Annotated in this window: 17 protein-coding genes and 2 tRNA genes; 15 read left to right on the plus strand and 4 right to left on the minus strand. The window is 54.5% G+C overall.

Annotation, left to right across the window (positions count from 1 at the left end; all coding sequences use genetic code 11):
• The first annotated feature begins 94 nt into the window (after positions 1-94).
• The 4 genes from THINI_RS18290 to soxA all read left to right on the plus strand — a co-directional run bounded on the left by THINI_RS18290 (position 95) and on the right by soxA (position 2526).
• A complete protein-coding gene (locus tag THINI_RS18290) occupies positions 95-511 on the plus strand; it encodes a hypothetical protein (protein WP_002710012.1) in 417 nt (138 codons plus the stop codon).
• Positions 512-596: 85 nt separating this feature from the next.
• A complete protein-coding gene (locus tag THINI_RS18295; RefSeq protein WP_002710013.1) occupies positions 597-1205 on the plus strand; it encodes a 2OG-Fe(II) oxygenase family protein in 609 nt (202 codons plus the stop codon).
• 77 nt (positions 1206-1282) lie between these two features.
• A complete protein-coding gene (gene soxX, locus THINI_RS18300; protein ID WP_002710014.1) occupies positions 1283-1753 on the plus strand; it encodes a sulfur oxidation c-type cytochrome SoxX in 471 nt (156 codons plus the stop codon).
• Positions 1750-2526, plus strand: coding sequence for a sulfur oxidation c-type cytochrome SoxA (gene soxA / locus THINI_RS18305; protein ID WP_002710015.1), 777 nt, complete (start codon positions 1750-1752; stop codon positions 2524-2526). The genes soxX and soxA overlap by 4 nt, the downstream gene beginning before the upstream one ends.
• Here soxA and THINI_RS18310 read toward each other — a convergent pair.
• Positions 2523-2840 carry a hypothetical protein gene (locus tag THINI_RS18310; RefSeq protein WP_002710016.1) on the minus strand — a complete coding sequence of 106 codons (318 nt, stop codon included), beginning with the start codon at positions 2838-2840 and terminating at the stop codon, positions 2523-2525. The genes soxA and THINI_RS18310 overlap by 4 nt on opposite strands.
• Before the next feature lie 167 nt (positions 2841-3007).
• On the opposite strand from THINI_RS18310, the gene aceK reads away from it, so the two are divergent.
• The 3 genes from aceK to THINI_RS18325 are packed head-to-tail and all read left to right on the plus strand — an operon-like array spanning position 3008 to position 7613.
• Positions 3008-4756, plus strand: a complete 1749-nt coding sequence (gene aceK, locus THINI_RS18315; protein WP_002710017.1) for a bifunctional isocitrate dehydrogenase kinase/phosphatase — start codon at positions 3008-3010, stop codon at positions 4754-4756.
• Positions 4757-4782: 26 nt separating this feature from the next.
• Positions 4783-6939 (plus strand): ATP-dependent DNA helicase RecG, encoded by a 2157-nt coding sequence (gene recG / locus THINI_RS18320; RefSeq protein ID WP_002710018.1) that lies wholly within the window; start codon positions 4783-4785, stop codon positions 6937-6939.
• Positions 6940-6989: 50 nt separating this feature from the next.
• Positions 6990-7613 (plus strand): Uma2 family endonuclease, encoded by a 624-nt coding sequence (locus tag THINI_RS18325; protein ID WP_002710019.1) that lies wholly within the window; start codon positions 6990-6992, stop codon positions 7611-7613.
• Between the two features lie 30 nt (positions 7614-7643).
• Here the strand turns inward: THINI_RS18325 and sdhD are convergent, their stop codons facing one another.
• The gene (sdhD, locus tag THINI_RS18330) at positions 7644-8021 is read right to left on the minus strand and encodes a succinate dehydrogenase, hydrophobic membrane anchor protein (protein WP_002710020.1); all 378 of its coding nucleotides are present in this window, start codon (positions 8019-8021) and stop codon (positions 7644-7646) included.
• 342 nt (positions 8022-8363) lie between these two features.
• Positions 8364-8813 carry a hypothetical protein gene (locus tag THINI_RS25795; RefSeq protein WP_002710021.1) on the minus strand — a complete coding sequence of 150 codons (450 nt, stop codon included), beginning with the start codon at positions 8811-8813 and terminating at the stop codon, positions 8364-8366.
• Positions 8814-8829: 16 nt separating this feature from the next.
• Here THINI_RS25795 and THINI_RS25800 point away from each other — a divergent pair, with 16 nt between their 5' ends.
• The 8 genes from THINI_RS25800 (at position 8830) to THINI_RS18375 (ending at position 15722) form a co-directional block, all read left to right on the plus strand.
• Complete coding sequence (locus THINI_RS25800; protein ID WP_050988086.1) at positions 8830-9456, plus strand: SGNH/GDSL hydrolase family protein; 627 nt, start codon at positions 8830-8832, stop codon at positions 9454-9456.
• A 106-nt stretch (positions 9457-9562) separates the two neighbouring features.
• Positions 9563-10606, plus strand: a complete 1044-nt coding sequence (gene recA / locus THINI_RS18345) for a recombinase RecA (protein ID WP_002710023.1) — start codon at positions 9563-9565, stop codon at positions 10604-10606.
• The gene (locus THINI_RS18350) at positions 10606-11061 is read left to right on the plus strand and encodes a regulatory protein RecX (protein ID WP_002710024.1); all 456 of its coding nucleotides are present in this window, start codon (positions 10606-10608) and stop codon (positions 11059-11061) included. The genes recA and THINI_RS18350 overlap by 1 nt, the downstream gene beginning before the upstream one ends.
• 18 nt (positions 11062-11079) lie before the next feature.
• On the plus strand, positions 11080-13692 hold the full coding sequence (alaS, locus tag THINI_RS18355) for an alanine--tRNA ligase (protein WP_002710025.1): 2613 nt from the start codon (positions 11080-11082) through the stop codon (positions 13690-13692).
• Between the two features lie 23 nt (positions 13693-13715).
• A complete protein-coding gene (locus THINI_RS18360) occupies positions 13716-14948 on the plus strand; it encodes an aspartate kinase (RefSeq protein WP_002710026.1) in 1233 nt (410 codons plus the stop codon).
• A gap of 269 nt (positions 14949-15217) precedes the next feature.
• On the plus strand, positions 15218-15418 hold the full coding sequence (gene csrA / locus THINI_RS18365; protein ID WP_002710027.1) for a carbon storage regulator CsrA: 201 nt from the start codon (positions 15218-15220) through the stop codon (positions 15416-15418).
• Between the two features lie 57 nt (positions 15419-15475).
• Positions 15476-15566 (plus strand) — tRNA-Ser (locus THINI_RS18370).
• A 79-nt stretch (positions 15567-15645) separates the two neighbouring features.
• Positions 15646-15722 (plus strand) — tRNA-Arg (locus tag THINI_RS18375).
• An 82-nt stretch (positions 15723-15804) separates the two neighbouring features.
• Here THINI_RS18375 and THINI_RS18380 read toward each other — a convergent pair.
• Positions 15805-16683, minus strand: coding sequence for a LysR family transcriptional regulator (locus THINI_RS18380; RefSeq protein WP_002710028.1), 879 nt, complete (start codon positions 16681-16683; stop codon positions 15805-15807).
• Positions 16684-16745 lie beyond the last annotated feature (62 nt).

Here is a 16745-nt window from a genome sequence, read left to right on the forward strand (position 1 = left end):
AGATGCCCCTGTCTTTGCCTATGGTCAAGGCGTTATCGAGCTGCCTGCACTCTGGTTGCAGGTATCCCCATAAGCTGAGTCAGGAGAATAATATATGTTTAATCCCATCGAAATTCCGTTCGGTTGTTCCATGCTGTTCAATGTCGTTGACCTAAAGGAAGGTGTTACGGTCGAGGATGTCGAGCTGCTGCTGGGCGAAATGTGCAACGTGGTCAAAAATAACTATGGCGATGATAACGGCGGGTTCATTGGCGGGCAGGTTTACCGCAATGCCGGTTTTGTATCTGAAGAGGGTTCGGTTGGCGCGGATGATAGCCACAAAAACAAGCGCGTGCAGCAGAACATGGGTGACATTGTGATCGTTACCTTCTGGAAGTCTTTCGAGCAGCATGAAAAATCCCATGCCGACAAACTGTTCAAGGAGAAATTTTCCAAGCTGGCCGAGTTCTGTGATGACACCTATGAAGTTGGCTATGAAATGCTCTGGCAGGGTGTGCCGGAAGACCATTGATACCTAACCCAAGGCTAATGGGTGAATGTACAACCTATTAGCCCTTGCTTATACTGACTGCTGCCCTTCACAACAGGTAAGCACTATGACTGATATATGCCCCCCCCTGCAAAGCATCCGTGAACTCGTGCCAAACTCGTTCATTTTTGAAAAGAAAGATGCCATTCCTGGTTTCCTGTGCGACAACATGGTGGAGCGCTTCGAGCAGAATATCGCAGACCAGTACGCAGGGCGGCTGGGGCAGGATACGGGGTTCAACCAAAGTGTGAAGAAAACCACCGACATCTTCGTCAGTGGCGATGACAAGCCACACTGGAAAGATGTGGACAATAACTTGCACCGTTCGCTGGCGCTGGCGTTGCGTGAATTCCGCGAAGCTTTCCCGTATTTCAATGGGCCGTTCAAGGATATGGGTTACAACCTGCAACGCTACCAGCCGGGTGAGTATTATCATTGGCACATCGACGGCGGCAGTCATCAGTTTGCCATGCGCCAGCTGGTGGCGTTGTGGTATCTGAACGATGTGCCGGTCGAGGCGGGCGGCACGACCGATTTCCTGTTCCAGAATATCAGTGTGCAGCCGGAAAAGGGTAAGTTGGTGTTGTTCCCGCCATTCTGGACGCATGAGCACCGCGCCGGTATCGTCAAATCAGGCGCGAAATACATCGCCACGACATGGGTGATTTTCGCCTGAATGCAAGAAATTGCGATATGTCAATTCTTTGTGACCTATATCAAGGCTTGTCCGGGTACTATACCTAGAATGGATGCATGAAAATTGTAAATACCCTGTTTTTACTCCTGTTTGTTTCCTTGTCGGCGTCGGCGGCTGAACCCGAAGGTGTGCCACCCCCGCCGGAACCGTACTGCCAATGGGAAATGGTCAATTACGCCATCCCTGAACCCTTGTGTGGGTTGCAGGGCGAAGCTGCTCGCGGTGAAAAAATCGTTTCTGATGCCGCGAAAGGGAACTGCCTGGCTTGCCATGAGTTGCCAATCCAAAGTGTCGAAGCCTACGGCACCATTGCGCCGCCGCTATCGGGCATTGCCAACCGGTTGGGGGAAGCGCAGTTGCGCCTGCGGGTGGTGGACTCACGCCATTTGAACCCTAACTCGATCATGCCCGGTTTCTACCGTGACCCCAGCCTGATTAACCGCCCCGGCAAGAGCTATGTGGGCAGGACGTTTCTGGCCGCGCAGGATGTCGAAGATGTCATTGCTTATCTGGTAACACTGAAATGATCCAATTGGCTATATCACGTTTATTGCTGGGCAGTTTGACATTACTGCTTGCCGGTACGGTCTGGGCGCTCGGCGAAGTGAAATCCGGCTACGACTATGTTAAGGACGAAACCCGCGCCATGCAGGATGACGACTTCGAAAACCCCGGTATGCTGGCTGTAGAGCAGGGTAGGGAGCTATTCAGCAAGATGCCGGATTCCGGTAAATCCTGCGCCAGTTGTCATGGTGAAGCAGGTGAAAAGCTGGATGTGAAAAGTCTGGCCCGTTACCCGATTTACGACAAGGAGCAGGGCGGCATCGTGCGGCTGGAAGACCGTATCCGCAACTGCCAGAAGGATCAGGCCAGCACTGAACCTGTGCCTTACTACGATCATGAGTTGCTGGCGTTGGAAACATTCGTGCGCAACCTTGCCCGGGGCGAACCGGTTAACGTGCAGACTGATGGGGAAATGGAGTCGCTACTGAAGAAAGGCGATGAGCTTTACCACATCCGTTTTGGCTTGATTGACATGTCCTGCGCACATTGCCACGACATGTATCCGGGGCAGTATATTCGCGGGCAGCGCATCAGTCAGGGACAGGGCAACGGTTTCCCGGCTTACCGTCTGGATACCGGCGAAATGGCCAACCTCGATTTACGCATCAAACAATGCCTGACCCTGATGCGCGCCGAGCCGTTTGCGCCCGACGCTGAAGAAAGCAAGCTGCTGGAAGCCTACATCATGTCCCGTTCCAACGGCCTCAAAATCGAAACCCCAGCCGTGAGATATTAAATCAGCTCATGCCCGGTCATATCCCCTTCGATATTCAGATGCACTTCACGTACATGTGGCATCCGCTTGAGTATGTAGGCCGCCATTAACGTACCGCTTTTCTGGTTGCCGTTGGAAAGGGCAGTGAGGATTTTATCCGCTACGATTTGGCAGCGCTGTTCCTGATCAGGATTGACCACCCATACCCGGCTCATCTGATACCCACGATCCAGATCCCGGTCAATTTGGGTAAAAAAGTCTTCGCCTTCGTCCAGCATGAATTGGGGTACTTCAATATCCCGTGTGGTGTCGTTAATTTGTATCCGTAATTGCATCAGTCGTTACCTATGGCCATTTGACTGGCAGGTTACCGGATTCAGGCACGTAACGGAACCATGGCGGATTACGCCGCTCCGCAGCACTATGCTTTTGTTGCAGTGCACATAAACATTCCTGTAATATTTTGAGTAATTTTCTTGGGTATGTTGGGATCCGTTTGGGCATGGCAGAGCAGACACTGCAAATCAATCCCCTTGCGCGTGGCATTGCCACCACTATCCTGCAAGGTTTCAATCGGCACTTTGAAATTTTCCAACGCATAACGGCGGGCGCGCGGCAGCGTTTCGAGGCGGCTGACTGGCGGGCAGTGCAACTGGCGTCGCGCGAACGCATCGTGCTGTACGACCGGCGGGTAGAGGAAACCATCGCGTTGGTGCGTGATTTGTATGAAATCCGCGCCATCGAGCCTGCCTTGTGGCGGGAGGTGAAATACTGCTACGTGCGCCTGTTGCTGGATCACCAGCAGCCGGAACTGGCGGAAACCTTTTATACCTCGGTGTTCTGCCGCCAGTTTCCGCGCCAGTATTACACCAATGCCTTCATTTTCATGCGTAGCTCGACCTCGACCGAATACATCGACTCGGAAGAAACCAGTTACGTGGCCTATTACCCCGGCAGCAGCAGCTTGCGCGAAGCCATCATCAGCATTCTGGAAAATGCGGGTTTTACCCTGCCGTTCGAGAATCTGGAACGCGACCTATGCAATATTTTCCGCGCCATCGTCAAGCACTATCCGGGGCGCAACAACCGCAAGGCACAGCTGAACTTCCAGCTTTCCGTCATCCGCCACGCCTTTTTCCGCAACAAGGCGGCGTATATCGTCGGGCGCATGATCAATGGGCGTGAGGAAACGGCCTTCGCGCTGCCGATCCTCAACAATGAGCAAGGCGGTCTGTATATCGACGCACTGGTGTGGGGGGAGCGGCAGCTGTCGGTGGTGTTCAGTTACTCGCAGGCGTATTTTATGATGGAACACCAGGTACCGTCGGCGGTGGTGTCGTTCCTGCAGAAGCTGCTGCCGCGCCGCAACCAATCGGAGTTGTATTCCGCGCTGGGTTTGCACAAGCAGGGTAAATCAGCGTTTTACCGTGATTTTCTGCATCATTTGAAACATTCTGGTGATGAATTCGTTATCGCGCCCGGTATCCGTGGGATGGTAATGATGGTTTTCACCCTGCCTTCCTACCCCTACGTGTTCAAGATCATCAAGGACAAATTTGCGCCACAGAAGGAATTTACCCGCCAGCAGGTGGAAGAAAAGTACCAGCTGGTCAAACGCCATGACCGGGTAGGGCGTATGGCCGACATGTTGGAATATTCCAACGTCGCCTTGCCGCTGGAGCGTTTTGATGCCAGTTTGCTGGAGGAATTGCAGGGAACCTGCGCCAGCAGCATCAGTTATGACGCTGATAATATCGTGTTCCGCCATGTTTATATGGAACGGCGCATGATCCCCCTCAATATCTTCATCGAAACGGCGGATGAGGAAAACCTGGAGCGGGTCATCGAAGACTACGGCACGGCCATCAAGCAACTGGCGGGTGCGAACATTTTCCCCGGCGACTTCCTCTACAAGAACTTCGGGGTCACGCAACTGGGGCGGGTAGTGTTCTACGACTATGACGAAATCACCTACATGACGGAGTGCAACTTCCGCCGGATTCCACCGCCGCGCTTTCCGGAAGACGAATTCAGTTCCGAGCCGTGGTATTCTGTCGAGCCAAACGATGTGTTCCCGGAAGAGTTCGGTACTTTCCTGTTGGCTACGCCCAAAATCCGCAAGATTTTCCTCAAACACCACAAGGATTTGCTGGACTTCCGCTACTGGAAAAGCAAGCAGGATGCAATCAAGGCCGGGCAGTACGAAGATGTGTTCCCTTATCCGCAGGAATTGCGGTTCCGGCGGTGTTGATGGGTTTCTTCTAGTACACTCTGGGCATGAGTGAAGCGAGCAGCCCTGATTTCCTGCAACAACCTGTTACCGCCCTGCGTGGTGTCGGCGATGCGCTGGCGGAAAAGCTGGCCCGGTTAGGTATCATGCGGGTTGAAGATCTGCTGTTCCATCTGCCGCTGCGTTATCAGGATCGTACTCGTATCTACCCCATCGCCGAACTCAAGGTCGGGCAGGAAGTGCTGGTGGAGGGCGAAATCGAATCCACTGAAGTCGTGCTCCGTGGCCGACGCATGATGTTGTGCCACATTAGCGATGGCACTGGCATCCTGACACTGCGCTTTTTCCATTTCACCACGGCACAGAAACAAAGCCTGCGGCAGGGCGTGCCGATCCGCTGTTTCGGTGAGGTGCGGCAAGCCGGTTTCAAGCTGGAAATGGCGCATCCGGAATACCGCCTGCTGAGCGCCACCCATCCTGAACCGATTGAAAATACGCTTACGCCTACCTACCCGGCGACAGAAGGTTTGCAGCAGCGCAGTTTGCGGCGGCTGATTGAGATTGCGTTGGAGCATGTGGACGAGCTGCCGGATTTGTTGCCCGAGAGGGTGGTTGAGCGGCATGGGTTTCCCCAGCTGGGCGAAGTTCTATCGTTATTGCATAAACCACAGGGGGGAACCCCCTCCCCAGCCCTCCCCTTATCAGGGGAGGGAGCAAGAGGCAGGGCACCGTCCGATTCCTCCCCTGATAAGGGGAGGTTAGGAAGGGTTTCTTCCCGGTTGGTTTTTGAGGAACTGCTTGCCCACCAGCTAGGCGTCCAGCAAGCCCGCCACGAACTCCAACAAGTACAAGCGCCCGCCATGCAGGACACCAACCGTTACTGGCAACAGCTGCTGCGCTCCCTGCCATTTGCCCCCACTGATGCGCAAAACCGCGTAATCGGCGAAATTACCCAAGATTTGCAGCAAGGCATCCCCATGAACCGGCTGGTGCAGGGTGATGTCGGCTCCGGTAAGACACTGGTGGCAGTAGCCGCTGCCCTGCACGCCATCGCCAACGGTTTTCAGGTCGCGCTGATGGCTCCCACCGAATTGTTGGCGGAACAACACTACCAGAACCTGACCCGATGGCTGGAACCGCTGGGGCTGGAAACCGTGTTCATTTCCGGCAACCAGACCCCGCGCCAGCGCCGCCGCAAGGTGGAAAACCTGCTGCTGGGCATCGGCCATATCGCGGTCGGCACGCACGCCCTGTTCCAGCGCACGGTCGAATTCCTGCAACTCGGCCTGATCATCATCGACGAGCAACACCGCTTCGGTGTGCATCAGCGCATGTCCCTGCGTGAAAAGGGCAAGCAGGGCGACAATTACCCGCACCAGTTGGTGATGACGGCGACGCCTATCCCGCGCACGTTGGCGATGACCGCTTACGGCGACCTGGATTATTCGGTGATCGACGAATTGCCGCCGGGGCGCACGCCTATTACCACAGTTGCCCTCAGTAACGAGCGTCGCGATGACGTGATCGGACGCATTGCCGCTGCCTGCTGCGAAGGCCGCCAAGCCTATTGGGTTTGTACCCTGATTGAAGAGTCCGAAGCCCTGCAATGTGAAACGGCGGAAGACACTGCCGCCTTACTGCGTGAACGCTTGCCGCATGTCGAAGTCGGGTTGGTGCATGGCCGCCTGCACGGTTCCGAAAAGGAAAGCATCATGCGCCAGTTCAAGCAGGGGGAAATCCAGCTATTGGTTGCCACCACCGTGATTGAAGTCGGGGTAGATGTGCCGAACGCCTCGTTGATGATCATCGAAAACGCTGAACGCTTCGGCTTGTCACAACTGCATCAGCTACGTGGGCGGGTAGGGCGTGGCAGCACCGCCAGCAGTTGCGTGCTGCTCTACCAGAACCCATTGGGCAAGACTGCCCGCAAGCGGCTGGATGCCATGCGCAACAGTACCGACGGTTTCGTGATCGCGGATATTGATCTGGAATTGCGCGGCCCCGGTGAAGTGCTGGGCACGCGCCAGACCGGTGATGTACGGCTGCGTATCGCCAGTTTGTTGCGGGATCAGCATCTGTTGCCAGCGGTACAGGTAGCTGCGCGGGAAATCGTGGCGAACTACCCGGAGCGGGTGAAGCTGCTGACCAAACGTTGGTTACAGCAGCCAGACGGGGATACGGCGACGCGCTTTTTCCAGAGTTGAACGCCGGTTATGCTATGCTTGATGCTAGCATTCGACGCGGAGAATAGCGTATGCCCCTTGCCTCTCAACTGGACACAAAACAGCGTTACACCTATCAGGATTACCTGCGTTGGCCTGATGAGGCGCGGTATGAATTGCTGGATGGTGAGGCGTTCATGATGTCTGCGCCCAGCACCCAGCACCAACGGGTGGTCCGTGAGCTTGTCCGTCAAATCGGCAACTTCCTGCTGGGCAAATCCTGTGAAGTTTTCCCCGCCCCGTTCGATGTGTGTCTCGCTCATGCCGATGTGGCGGATGACCAGATCAATAATGTAGTGCAGCCTGACATCAGCGTGATTTGTGATAGCCACAAGATCCACGACAAAGGCTGCAAGGGTGCGCCCGACTGGATCATTGAGGTACTATCCCCTTCTACGGCATCCCATGACTTGATCCGTAAATTACGCCAGTATGAACACCATGGGGTGCGTGAATATTGGGTGGTACATCCGGTCGACCGGGTAGTCATGATGTGGCAACTGGGTGGTGACGGGCGTTACGGCGCAGTGCTGATTGAGGAAACCCGGGGTGCGCAGGCTTCCGCCTTGTTTCCTGAATTGGTGTTGGAATGGGATGTGCTGTTCCCGCCTCCGGAAGTGAAAGAACCCCCGCCAGGGATTTACTATTCCCGCTAAACAACCAAAAAATACTGTGAGGTTTACCGGTTAACCGAAGAACAGTTTCAAGATGGAGATAATGCTCGACGCGCCCAGGAAAATGAGTGAAAAATTAACCATGGTTAACGCGGTGATTTTCAGCCACCCGGTATGGGTATAGTCTTCAAGGACGACCTGCAAGCCGAGGCTGGCATGATAAGCGGCGAAGAACACGAACAGGCTTAGTAAGACGCTGGTCAAGGGTTCGGTAAACCAGACAGCAACACTGGCATAGTCCTCCCCTGCCAGTGACGCAACGGAAAACACTACCCACAAGGTCAAAGGGATCAATGCCACAGCAGTCAACCGTTGTATCCACCAGTGGTGAAAGCCCGTTTTTACCGGCCCCAGGCCAGTAGCCTTTTTGTGCGGAGTCTCTAGCCGCATAGCAGAATCCTTTGAATAACAAGCCATAAACAACGGGGGATAGCGGAAGATGCCATAATTATTATCATCCTGCACCTTGCTTGAAGTGTTATTCCTTATGGGAGGGTTGAGGTTGATGTAGGGTAATGGCAATAGGCACGATAAAAAATGCTGACGTTAATCAGTTTAAATAAACGAATTTTAAATAATTTGGCTACACTAAGCGCATTATGAGTGTCATCAAGGAAATTTCTTCTTTATGGGTGAAAAAAATATTAACTATTTGCCAGGGCTAATATTAATTTTGCTTGTTTCTGGCTGTGGCAAAGAGGGTGCTGAAAATTCAACCGTATTGCGCGATGATTACGCTTCTGCCAGCGGCATGGCAGCTAATAGCAGCACACCAAGCAGTAGTCTGGTAGCCCCGCCTGTTGATAGTACGCAGGACAGCGCGTCAACCACGACGCCCGCCAGCAGCACTTCCAGCAGTAGTTCAAGCACGACGCCCGCCAGCAGCACCTCCAGCAGTAGTTCAAGCACGACGCCCGCCAGCAGCACTTCCAGCAGTAGTTCAAGCACGACGCCCGCCAGCAGCACTTCCAGCAGTAGTTCAAGCACGACGCCCGCCAGTAGCACCTCCAGCAGTAGCTCAAGCACGACGCCCGCCAGTAGCACCTCCAGCAGTAGTTCAAGCACGACGCCCGCCAGTAGCACCTCCAGCAGTAGCTCAACCACCGCGTCCACCAGTACTGCTACTGGCAGCAATACAACGGCTACGCCAGCCCCGGCGACACCCTCAACAACGGCCAGCAAGACATGGAATATCCTGTTGCTTGGTGATTCCATTACGCAAGGATACAAGGCAAAAGGCTACCGTTATGATTTATGGACAATGTTGCTTGATGATGGGTTAAAGTTTGATTTCCTGGGGAGTATGGATACACCAGATCAATACGCAGGTACTTACCCCAATTACAAGGGTAAAAGCTTTGACCAGGATCATGAGGGGCACTCGGGGTGGCACGCGGATAGTGTCCTGCAATATATGGGTCAGTGGTTGCCGCAGTATGCCAAGCCCGATATTGTCCTGCTACATCTTGGCACCAACGATGTGTTGCAGGGGAAAAACGACAAACTCGTGACTATCAGCGAACTCCGGCAAGTGATCGGGAAACTGAAAGCCAGAAACAGCAACGCCATTATTCTGGTTGCTGAAATCATCCCCAGCCTTGGTTTGTACTGGACTAACCCCTATATCAATGAAGATGTTGCCGGGTACAATGCCGAAATAGTCAAAATGGTCAACAGCATGGCCGACCCCAAGGTGGTGTTGGTGGACATGTTCACTGGCTTCGATCCTGACGTGTACCTGTTTGATGGCGTCCACCCCAATGCCACGGGGGAACACATGATGGCGCAACGTTGGCGTGATGCATTGTTTGCCGCCATCAAATAAGGCATGAAGTGGCGTCTGTCTGGTCGCGGCCCATTGGCGTCGTGTCAGCCATTATGGAATAATCGCGCTTTCACCACCTGAATACAGAATTAAAGGAGTTGTCCGCATGGACGAGAACAAGAAAAAAGCCCTTGCCGCCGCCTTAGGCCAGATCGAACGTCAGTTCGGCAAGGGTGCGGTCATGCGCATGGGTGATACCAATGCAATCCGTGATGTGGACGTGATTTCCACCGGCTCCCTGACGCTGGACATCGCGTTGGGTATTGGCGGTCTGCCGAAAGGCCGTGTGGTCGAGATTTACGGGCCGGAATCTTCCGGCAAGACCACGCTGACCCTGCAAGTGATTGCAGAATGCCAGAAGCAGGGGGGTACAGCGGCATTCGTCGACGCGGAACACGCGCTCGACCCGATTTACGCGCAAAAACTGGGCGTCAACGTCGACGACCTGCTGGTTTCCCAACCGGATACCGGCGAACAGGCGTTGGAAATTGCCGACATGCTGGTGCGTTCCGGCGCGGTTGATATCGTGGTCATCGACTCGGTAGCCGCACTGACGCCGAAGGCTGAAATCGAGGGTGACATGGGTGATTCCCACGTTGGTCTGCAAGCCCGTCTGATGTCACAAGCGCTGCGTAAACTGACCGGGAACATCAAGCGTTCCAACACGCTGGTGATTTTCATCAACCAGATTCGCATGAAAATCGGCGTTATGTTCGGCAACCCGGAAACTACCACCGGTGGTAATGCGCTGAAGTTCTATTCTTCGGTGCGTCTGGACATCCGCCGTATTGGTGCGATCAAAAAAGGCGACGAAATCACCGGTTCCGAAACCCGCGTCAAAGTCGTCAAGAACAAAATGGCACCGCCGTTCAAGCAGGCCGAATTTGAAATCCTCTATGGTGAAGGCATTTCCCGTGAAGGCGAGCTGATTGATCTCGGCGTCAAGCAGGAGCTGGTCGGCAAGGCTGGCGCATGGTACAGCTACAAGGGTGAAAAAATCGGCCAAGGCAAGGATAATGCCCGTACCTATTTGAAAGAGCATCCGGAAATCGCTGCCGAAATTGAGCAGGCTATCCGTGCCGAAGCACTGAGTATCAATATGTCCAGTAACGGCGCAGAAGATGCAGATGCCGGTGACGACGACGCCTGATGTATGAGGGGGCGCATGACTGCGAAGCCGCAGCCGTGCGCCTGCTGGCACAGCGCGAGCATTCCCGTCGGGAACTCGCGCAAAAGTTGCGCCAACGCTGCGAATGCGATACAGATAGCCTGAACCGGCTGCTGGAGCGTTTACAGGAGCTGGGTTATCTGGACGATACCCGTTACGCGGGCATGTTTGTCCGTTCATCCGTCACGCGGGGGCGGGGGCCGCAACGAATTGCCTATGAATTGCGGGATCGCGGCGTAGATGACATCATCGCCGCGCAGGCATTGGCGGAAGCCGATGTCGACTGGCAGGCGCTTGCCGCTGAACAGCGCGAAAAGAAGTTTGGCAGGGTTATCCCTGCGGATTACAAGGAACGCGCCCGGCAGTCACGATTTCTGGCCGGGCGCGGTTTTTATATGGATACGATCAAGGCCGTTTTCCAACGTCGCCCGGATTGAACGGGTGTGGGTAGAGTCATGACAACTGCTGAATTAAGACAACAATTTCTCGATTTCTTCGCCAGTAAAGGGCACGAAATCGTTCCTTCCAGCTCATTGGTGCCGGGTAATGACCCGACCCTGCTGTTTACCAATGCAGGGATGGTGCAGTTCAAGGATGTGTTCCTGGGTATGGACAAGCGCTCCTACAACCGCGCTACCAGTTCCCAGCGCTGTGTGCGGGCAGGGGGCAAGCATAATGACCTGGAAAACGTCGGCTACACTGCACGTCATCACACCTTCTTTGAAATGTTGGGTAACTTCAGTTTCGGTGATTATTTCAAGGAAGATGCGATCAAGTATGCGTGGGAATTCCTCACTGACGTGCTGAAACTGCCCAAAGGCAAGCTGTGGGTGACGGTCTACGCGGAAGATGACGAAGCTTATGGCATCTGGACGCAGAAAATGGGTATCCCGCTTGACCGTATTACCCGTATCGGCGACAACAAGGGTGCGCGTTTCGCTTCCGACAACTTCTGGCAAATGGGTGACACCGGCCCCTGTGGCCCGTGTACCGAGATTTTCTACGATCACGGTGAACACATTTGGGGTGGCCCGCCGGGTACGCCTGAAGAAGATGGCGACCGTTACATCGAAATCTGGAACCTCGTGTTCATGCAGTACGAGCGTACCAAAGATGGTGAAATGATCCCGCTACCCAAGCCTTCCGTTGATACCGGCATGGGCATGGAGCGTCTGGCGGCGGTTATGCAGGGTGTGCATAGCAACTACGAAATCGACCTGTTCCAGACGTTGCTGAAAAAAGCGGCGGAACTGGCTCCCAATGCTGACCCGGAAAACCCTTCGCTCAAGGTGGTTGCCGACCACATCCGTTCCTGCTCCTTCCTGATTGTGGATGGTGTGTTGCCGTCCAATGAAGGCCGTGGTTATGTGCTGCGCCGGATTATCCGCCGTGCTATCCGACACGGTTACAAGCTGGGCATGGCTTCTCCGTTCTTCCACAAGATGGTGCAACCGCTTGTGGCGGAAATGGGGCAGGCTTACCCTGAGCTGGCTGAGGCTCAGTCCCGCGTGGAAGAAGCGCTGGAAAAAGAAGAGCGCCGCTTTGCCGAAACGCTGGAGCAGGGCATGAAGATTCTGGAAGACGCCATCGGCAATATGTCCGGCGACACCATTGACGGTGAAACGGTCTTCAAGCTCTACGACACCTACGGCTTCCCGGTTGACCTGACCGGCGACATTGCCCGTGAGCGTAACCTCAAGCTGGACGAAGCTGGTTTTGAAGTCGCCATGAATGCGCAGCGTGAACGCGCCCGCGCGGCTGGCAAGTTCGGCACGGATTACGGCGAAAAGCTGGCTGTCAGCGGTGCAACCGAGTTCCACGGTTATGACATGCTGTCGGAAACTTCTACAGTGGTTTCCCTGTTCCGTAAAGGCGAAGCTGTCACTACCTTGCAAGCGGGTGATGAAGGTCAGGTTGTGCTGGATCATACTCCGTTCTATGCTGAATCCGGCGGTCAGGTAGGCGATGCCGGTGTGTTGTTCACCGACAAAGCTGTGTTCCGGGTCACTGATACCCGTAAACAAGGTTCCACCTTTGTCCACTTCGGCAAGCTGGAATCAGGCGAATTGTCCGCTGGCGCAGAGGTAACAGCGGAGGTTGATGCTGACCGTCGGCAGGCCATCATCCTTAACCATTCCGCTACCCATCTGATGCATGCGGCGCTGCGCCAGGTGCTGGGCACGCACGTTGAACAGAAAGGTTCACTGGTAACACCGGATCGCCTGCGTTTCGACTTCTCCCAACCCGAGCCGGTCACGGCTGAACAGATTGCCGAGGTGGAAGCCATCGTCAACCGCGAAATCCGCCAGAATGCGGCCACTTCCGCCCAGGTCATGTCGATGGATGATGCCAAGCAAGCTGGTGCAATGGCACTGTTCGGCGAGAAATATGGCGACGAAGTGCGTGTGCTGAAAATCGGTTTCTCCACCGAGCTGTGTGGTGGTTGCCACGTTGGGCGCAGTGGTGACATCGGTCTGTTCAAGATTGTCAGTGAAGGTGGTGTTGCTGCCGGTATCCGCCGTATCGAAGCGGTCACGGGGGCAAATGCCATGAGCTGGCTGAATGATGTCACCAGCCGACTGGACAGCATAGCCCGCCTGCTCAAATCCAACCCGACCGAAATCGGCGACAAGCTCGACGCCATGCTGCAAAAGAACCGTGCACTGGAAAAAGAGCTGGAGCAGCTCAAGGGTAAAATGGCATCCCAGGCAGGTTCCAGCCTTGCTGACCAGGCAGTGGAAGTCGGTGGCCTACGCGTGTTGGCGGCCAATCTGGAAGGCGCTGATCCCAAATCCCTCCGTGATACTGTTGACCAGCTCAAGAACAAATTGGGCAAGGCAGTAGTGATCCTGGCGGCAGTCACTGATGGCAAGGTCAGTCTGGTGGCAGGGGTCACCAAGGATGAAACCGCCAAGGTCAAGGCAGGTGAGCTGTTGAACTTCGTCGCCCAGCAAATCGGCGGCAAGGGCGGTGGCCGCCCCGACATGGCGCAAGGTGGTGGTACAGATGTAGCGGCGCTCCCGGCGGCACTGGCTTCAGTGCAGTTCTGGGTAGCCGAGAAACTTTAATTTCATAGGTAAGCAATTAAGCAATGGCACTGATCGTACAGAAATACGGCGGTACTTCCGTTGGCTCGCCCGAACGTATCGAGGCGGTGGCTGACCGGGTAATCCGCTGGAAACAACAGGGCAACGATGTCATCGTGGTGGTTTCCGCGATGTCGGGCGAAACCAACAAGCTGGTCGCGCTGATCAACGCAATCAACCCGCAGGGTTCTGAACGTGAGAAGGACGCGATCCTTTCCACTGGCGAACAGGTCACGATTGGCTTGTTGTGTCTGGCGCTGGAAAAGAAAGGTCAGCCCGCGCGTTCCTACACCGGCGCTCAGGTTCGCATCCTCACCGATGACGCCCATACCAAGGCGCGTATTCGCGATATTGGCGCTGAGCCTATCCGCGCTGATTTGGCAGCAGGTAAAGTCGTTGTCGTCGCTGGTTTCCAGGGCGTTGCCGACGATGGCAGTATCACCACGCTGGGTCGTGGCGGTTCCGACACCACCGGAGTGGCGCTGGCGGTCGCGCTGAAAGCCGACGAATGCCAGATTTACACCGACGTGGACGGCGTTTATACCACCGACCCGCGCATTGAACCCAAGGCTCGCCATATTCCTGCGCTGACGCTGGAAGAGATGCTGGAAATGGCCAGTCAGGGTTCCAAGGTACTGCAAATCCGCTCGGTGGAGTTTGCCTACAAATATGATATGCCTATCCGCGTGCTTTCCAGTTTTGACGAATTTGGGGAAGGCAAAAGCACGCTGGTCACTCGTGAGGAAGATGTAATGGAAGAAGTATCCGTCCGTGGTATTGCGTTCAACCGCGATGAAGCCCAATTGACCGTGACGGGCGTGCCTGACCGCCCTGGCGTTGCTTACCAGATTCTGGGGCCGATTTCCGACGCCAATATCGAAGTGGACATGATCGTGCAGAATATCGGCTCTGACGGCACGACGGATTTCACCTTTACCGTGCATAAGAATGATTACGCCAAGGCTCGCCAAATTCTCTGCAAAACGGGTGAGGCACTGGGGGCGAAGCAGTGTAGTGGTGATGAAAACATAGCTAAGGTGGCGATTGTCGGGGCGGGGATGCGTTCCCATGCCGGGGTTGCCAGCAAGATGTTCAAAACGTTGGCGGACGAAGGCATCAACATCCGCATGATTTCCACCTCTGAAATCAAGGTTGCCGTGGTGGTGGACGAGAAATATCTGGAATTGGCGGTGCGAGTCTTGCACGAGGCTTTCGGGTTGGAGCAGGCAGCGGATTAGTTTGCAGGTAAATTTTTTATCTGCCAGGGCCATTGCTACAGTTGCTGTGCAATGGCCTTTTTTTGTTCAGGCATTAAGCATTTAAGTGTATTAATGTTTGTTGTGTAAATAACACATTGGTAAAAACGCAACGTAGCATCTTGATAGTTAAGCTTAAGTTAAGTGCGTGTGTGGGATTGTTCAACATACCAACGGTTATCGCTGAGGGCTGATGGGTCGTCAGGGGGCTTTTTGGACATATAAATGCAGCAATATGGAGATTATGCGGTATGTTAATTCTGACGCGGAGGGTAGGAGAGACCCTCATGATTGGGGATAATATAAGCGTTACGGTATTAGGGGTTAAGGGTAACCAGGTGCGTCTGGGCATCAACGCGCCGAAAGATGTTGCCGTGCATCGCGAAGAAATTTTTGAGCGTATCCGGCACGAGCAACTCGACCCGGTTGCCATTGAAGAAAACGTGAATTAGGGCTTTACGTTCTCTTGTCTTGAAGGTATTCTTACCGCCTTCACTGAGTACCCAACTGGAGAGGTGGCCGAGAGGCCGAAGGCGCTCCCCTGCTAAGGGAGTATGGGCCAAAAGCCCATCGCGGGTTCGAATCCCGCCCTCTCCGCCATTTCAGTTTCAGGCTGGAAAGTTTGAGATTGTACTTGACCGGATTCGGTGAAATGCGCATAATGCGCCGCTCATTCAGCGCATCCGTAGCTCAGTTGGATAGAGTACCTGGCTACGAACCAGGTGGTCGGAGGTTCGAATCCTTCCGGATGCGCCATCTATATCAAAGGGTTGCTTACGGCAGCCCTTTTTTTGTTTGCTGATACCACTATCAGCTCAGGCATTCCTGTAAAACCCCATTAATCCAGATGATCTGCATAATATTCCAGAATACTCAGCAGGATTTTGGCTGCATTTGATAGCGTGCGTTTACGGTGGAATATGACCCCTAGATAACGTTGCAGGGTTAAGGGGGTCTGTACAGTCGCAAGCTTGTCATCCAGCATGGTATGCGGTAGCAGTGACCAGCCAAGACCAGCACTGACAAGCATTTTCAGCGTTTCGAGGTAATTGGTGTTGATGTAGACATCCAGTTGGCTATCGTAGGGAGCCAGTGCCTGCCGGATGAGCCGGTAAGTGTAGGTGTCTTTCCCAGGCATGACGCAGCGGTGTTTCACCAATTCCTCCAGACTGAGCGCAGACTGTTTGCTCAGATGATGATCGGGGTTGGCAACGATATGCATCCGGTCTGTCCAGATATGTTGTGCCTGTAACTGCTCCGGCAATTCGGTCGGCAGGGTGATCAGGGCGAGTTCCAGTTCACCCCGTTCCACCGCCAGGCAAGCCTGTTCGGAATCCACGAAATGCAAATCCAACCGTACTGATGGATGTTCCCGGTTGAAATGTGTCAGGGCAGGGGGCAGGCGGCGCAGCCCGATATGGTGGCTGGTTCCCATCACCAGAAAGCCTTGCAGATTGCCGGAAAGGTTGGAGGCAACGCGGCGGATGTCTTCCAGTTCGTTACGCAAAGCCTGTACCCGTGGCAGCAGGGCGTGCCCGGCTTCAGTCAGCGTAACCTTGCGGTTAATGCGGTTGAACAGCGGCGTACCCAGCTCGTTTTCCAGTTGATGGATGCGTTTGCTGATGGCGGGCTGGGTAATGAAAAGCGCCTCGGCAGCCAGTGAAAACGATTGGTGACGGGCGACTTCGATGAAGGCGTTGAGGTGATTGATGTCCATACAATGGATTCTATTCTGGAATCCATCCTGTGAGAATCATGAGTTATATTGATTTGTTTGTG

It is taken from the genome of Thiothrix nivea DSM 5205 (assembly GCF_000260135.1).
Taxonomy (GTDB): Bacteria; Pseudomonadota; Gammaproteobacteria; order Thiotrichales; family Thiotrichaceae; genus Thiothrix; species Thiothrix nivea.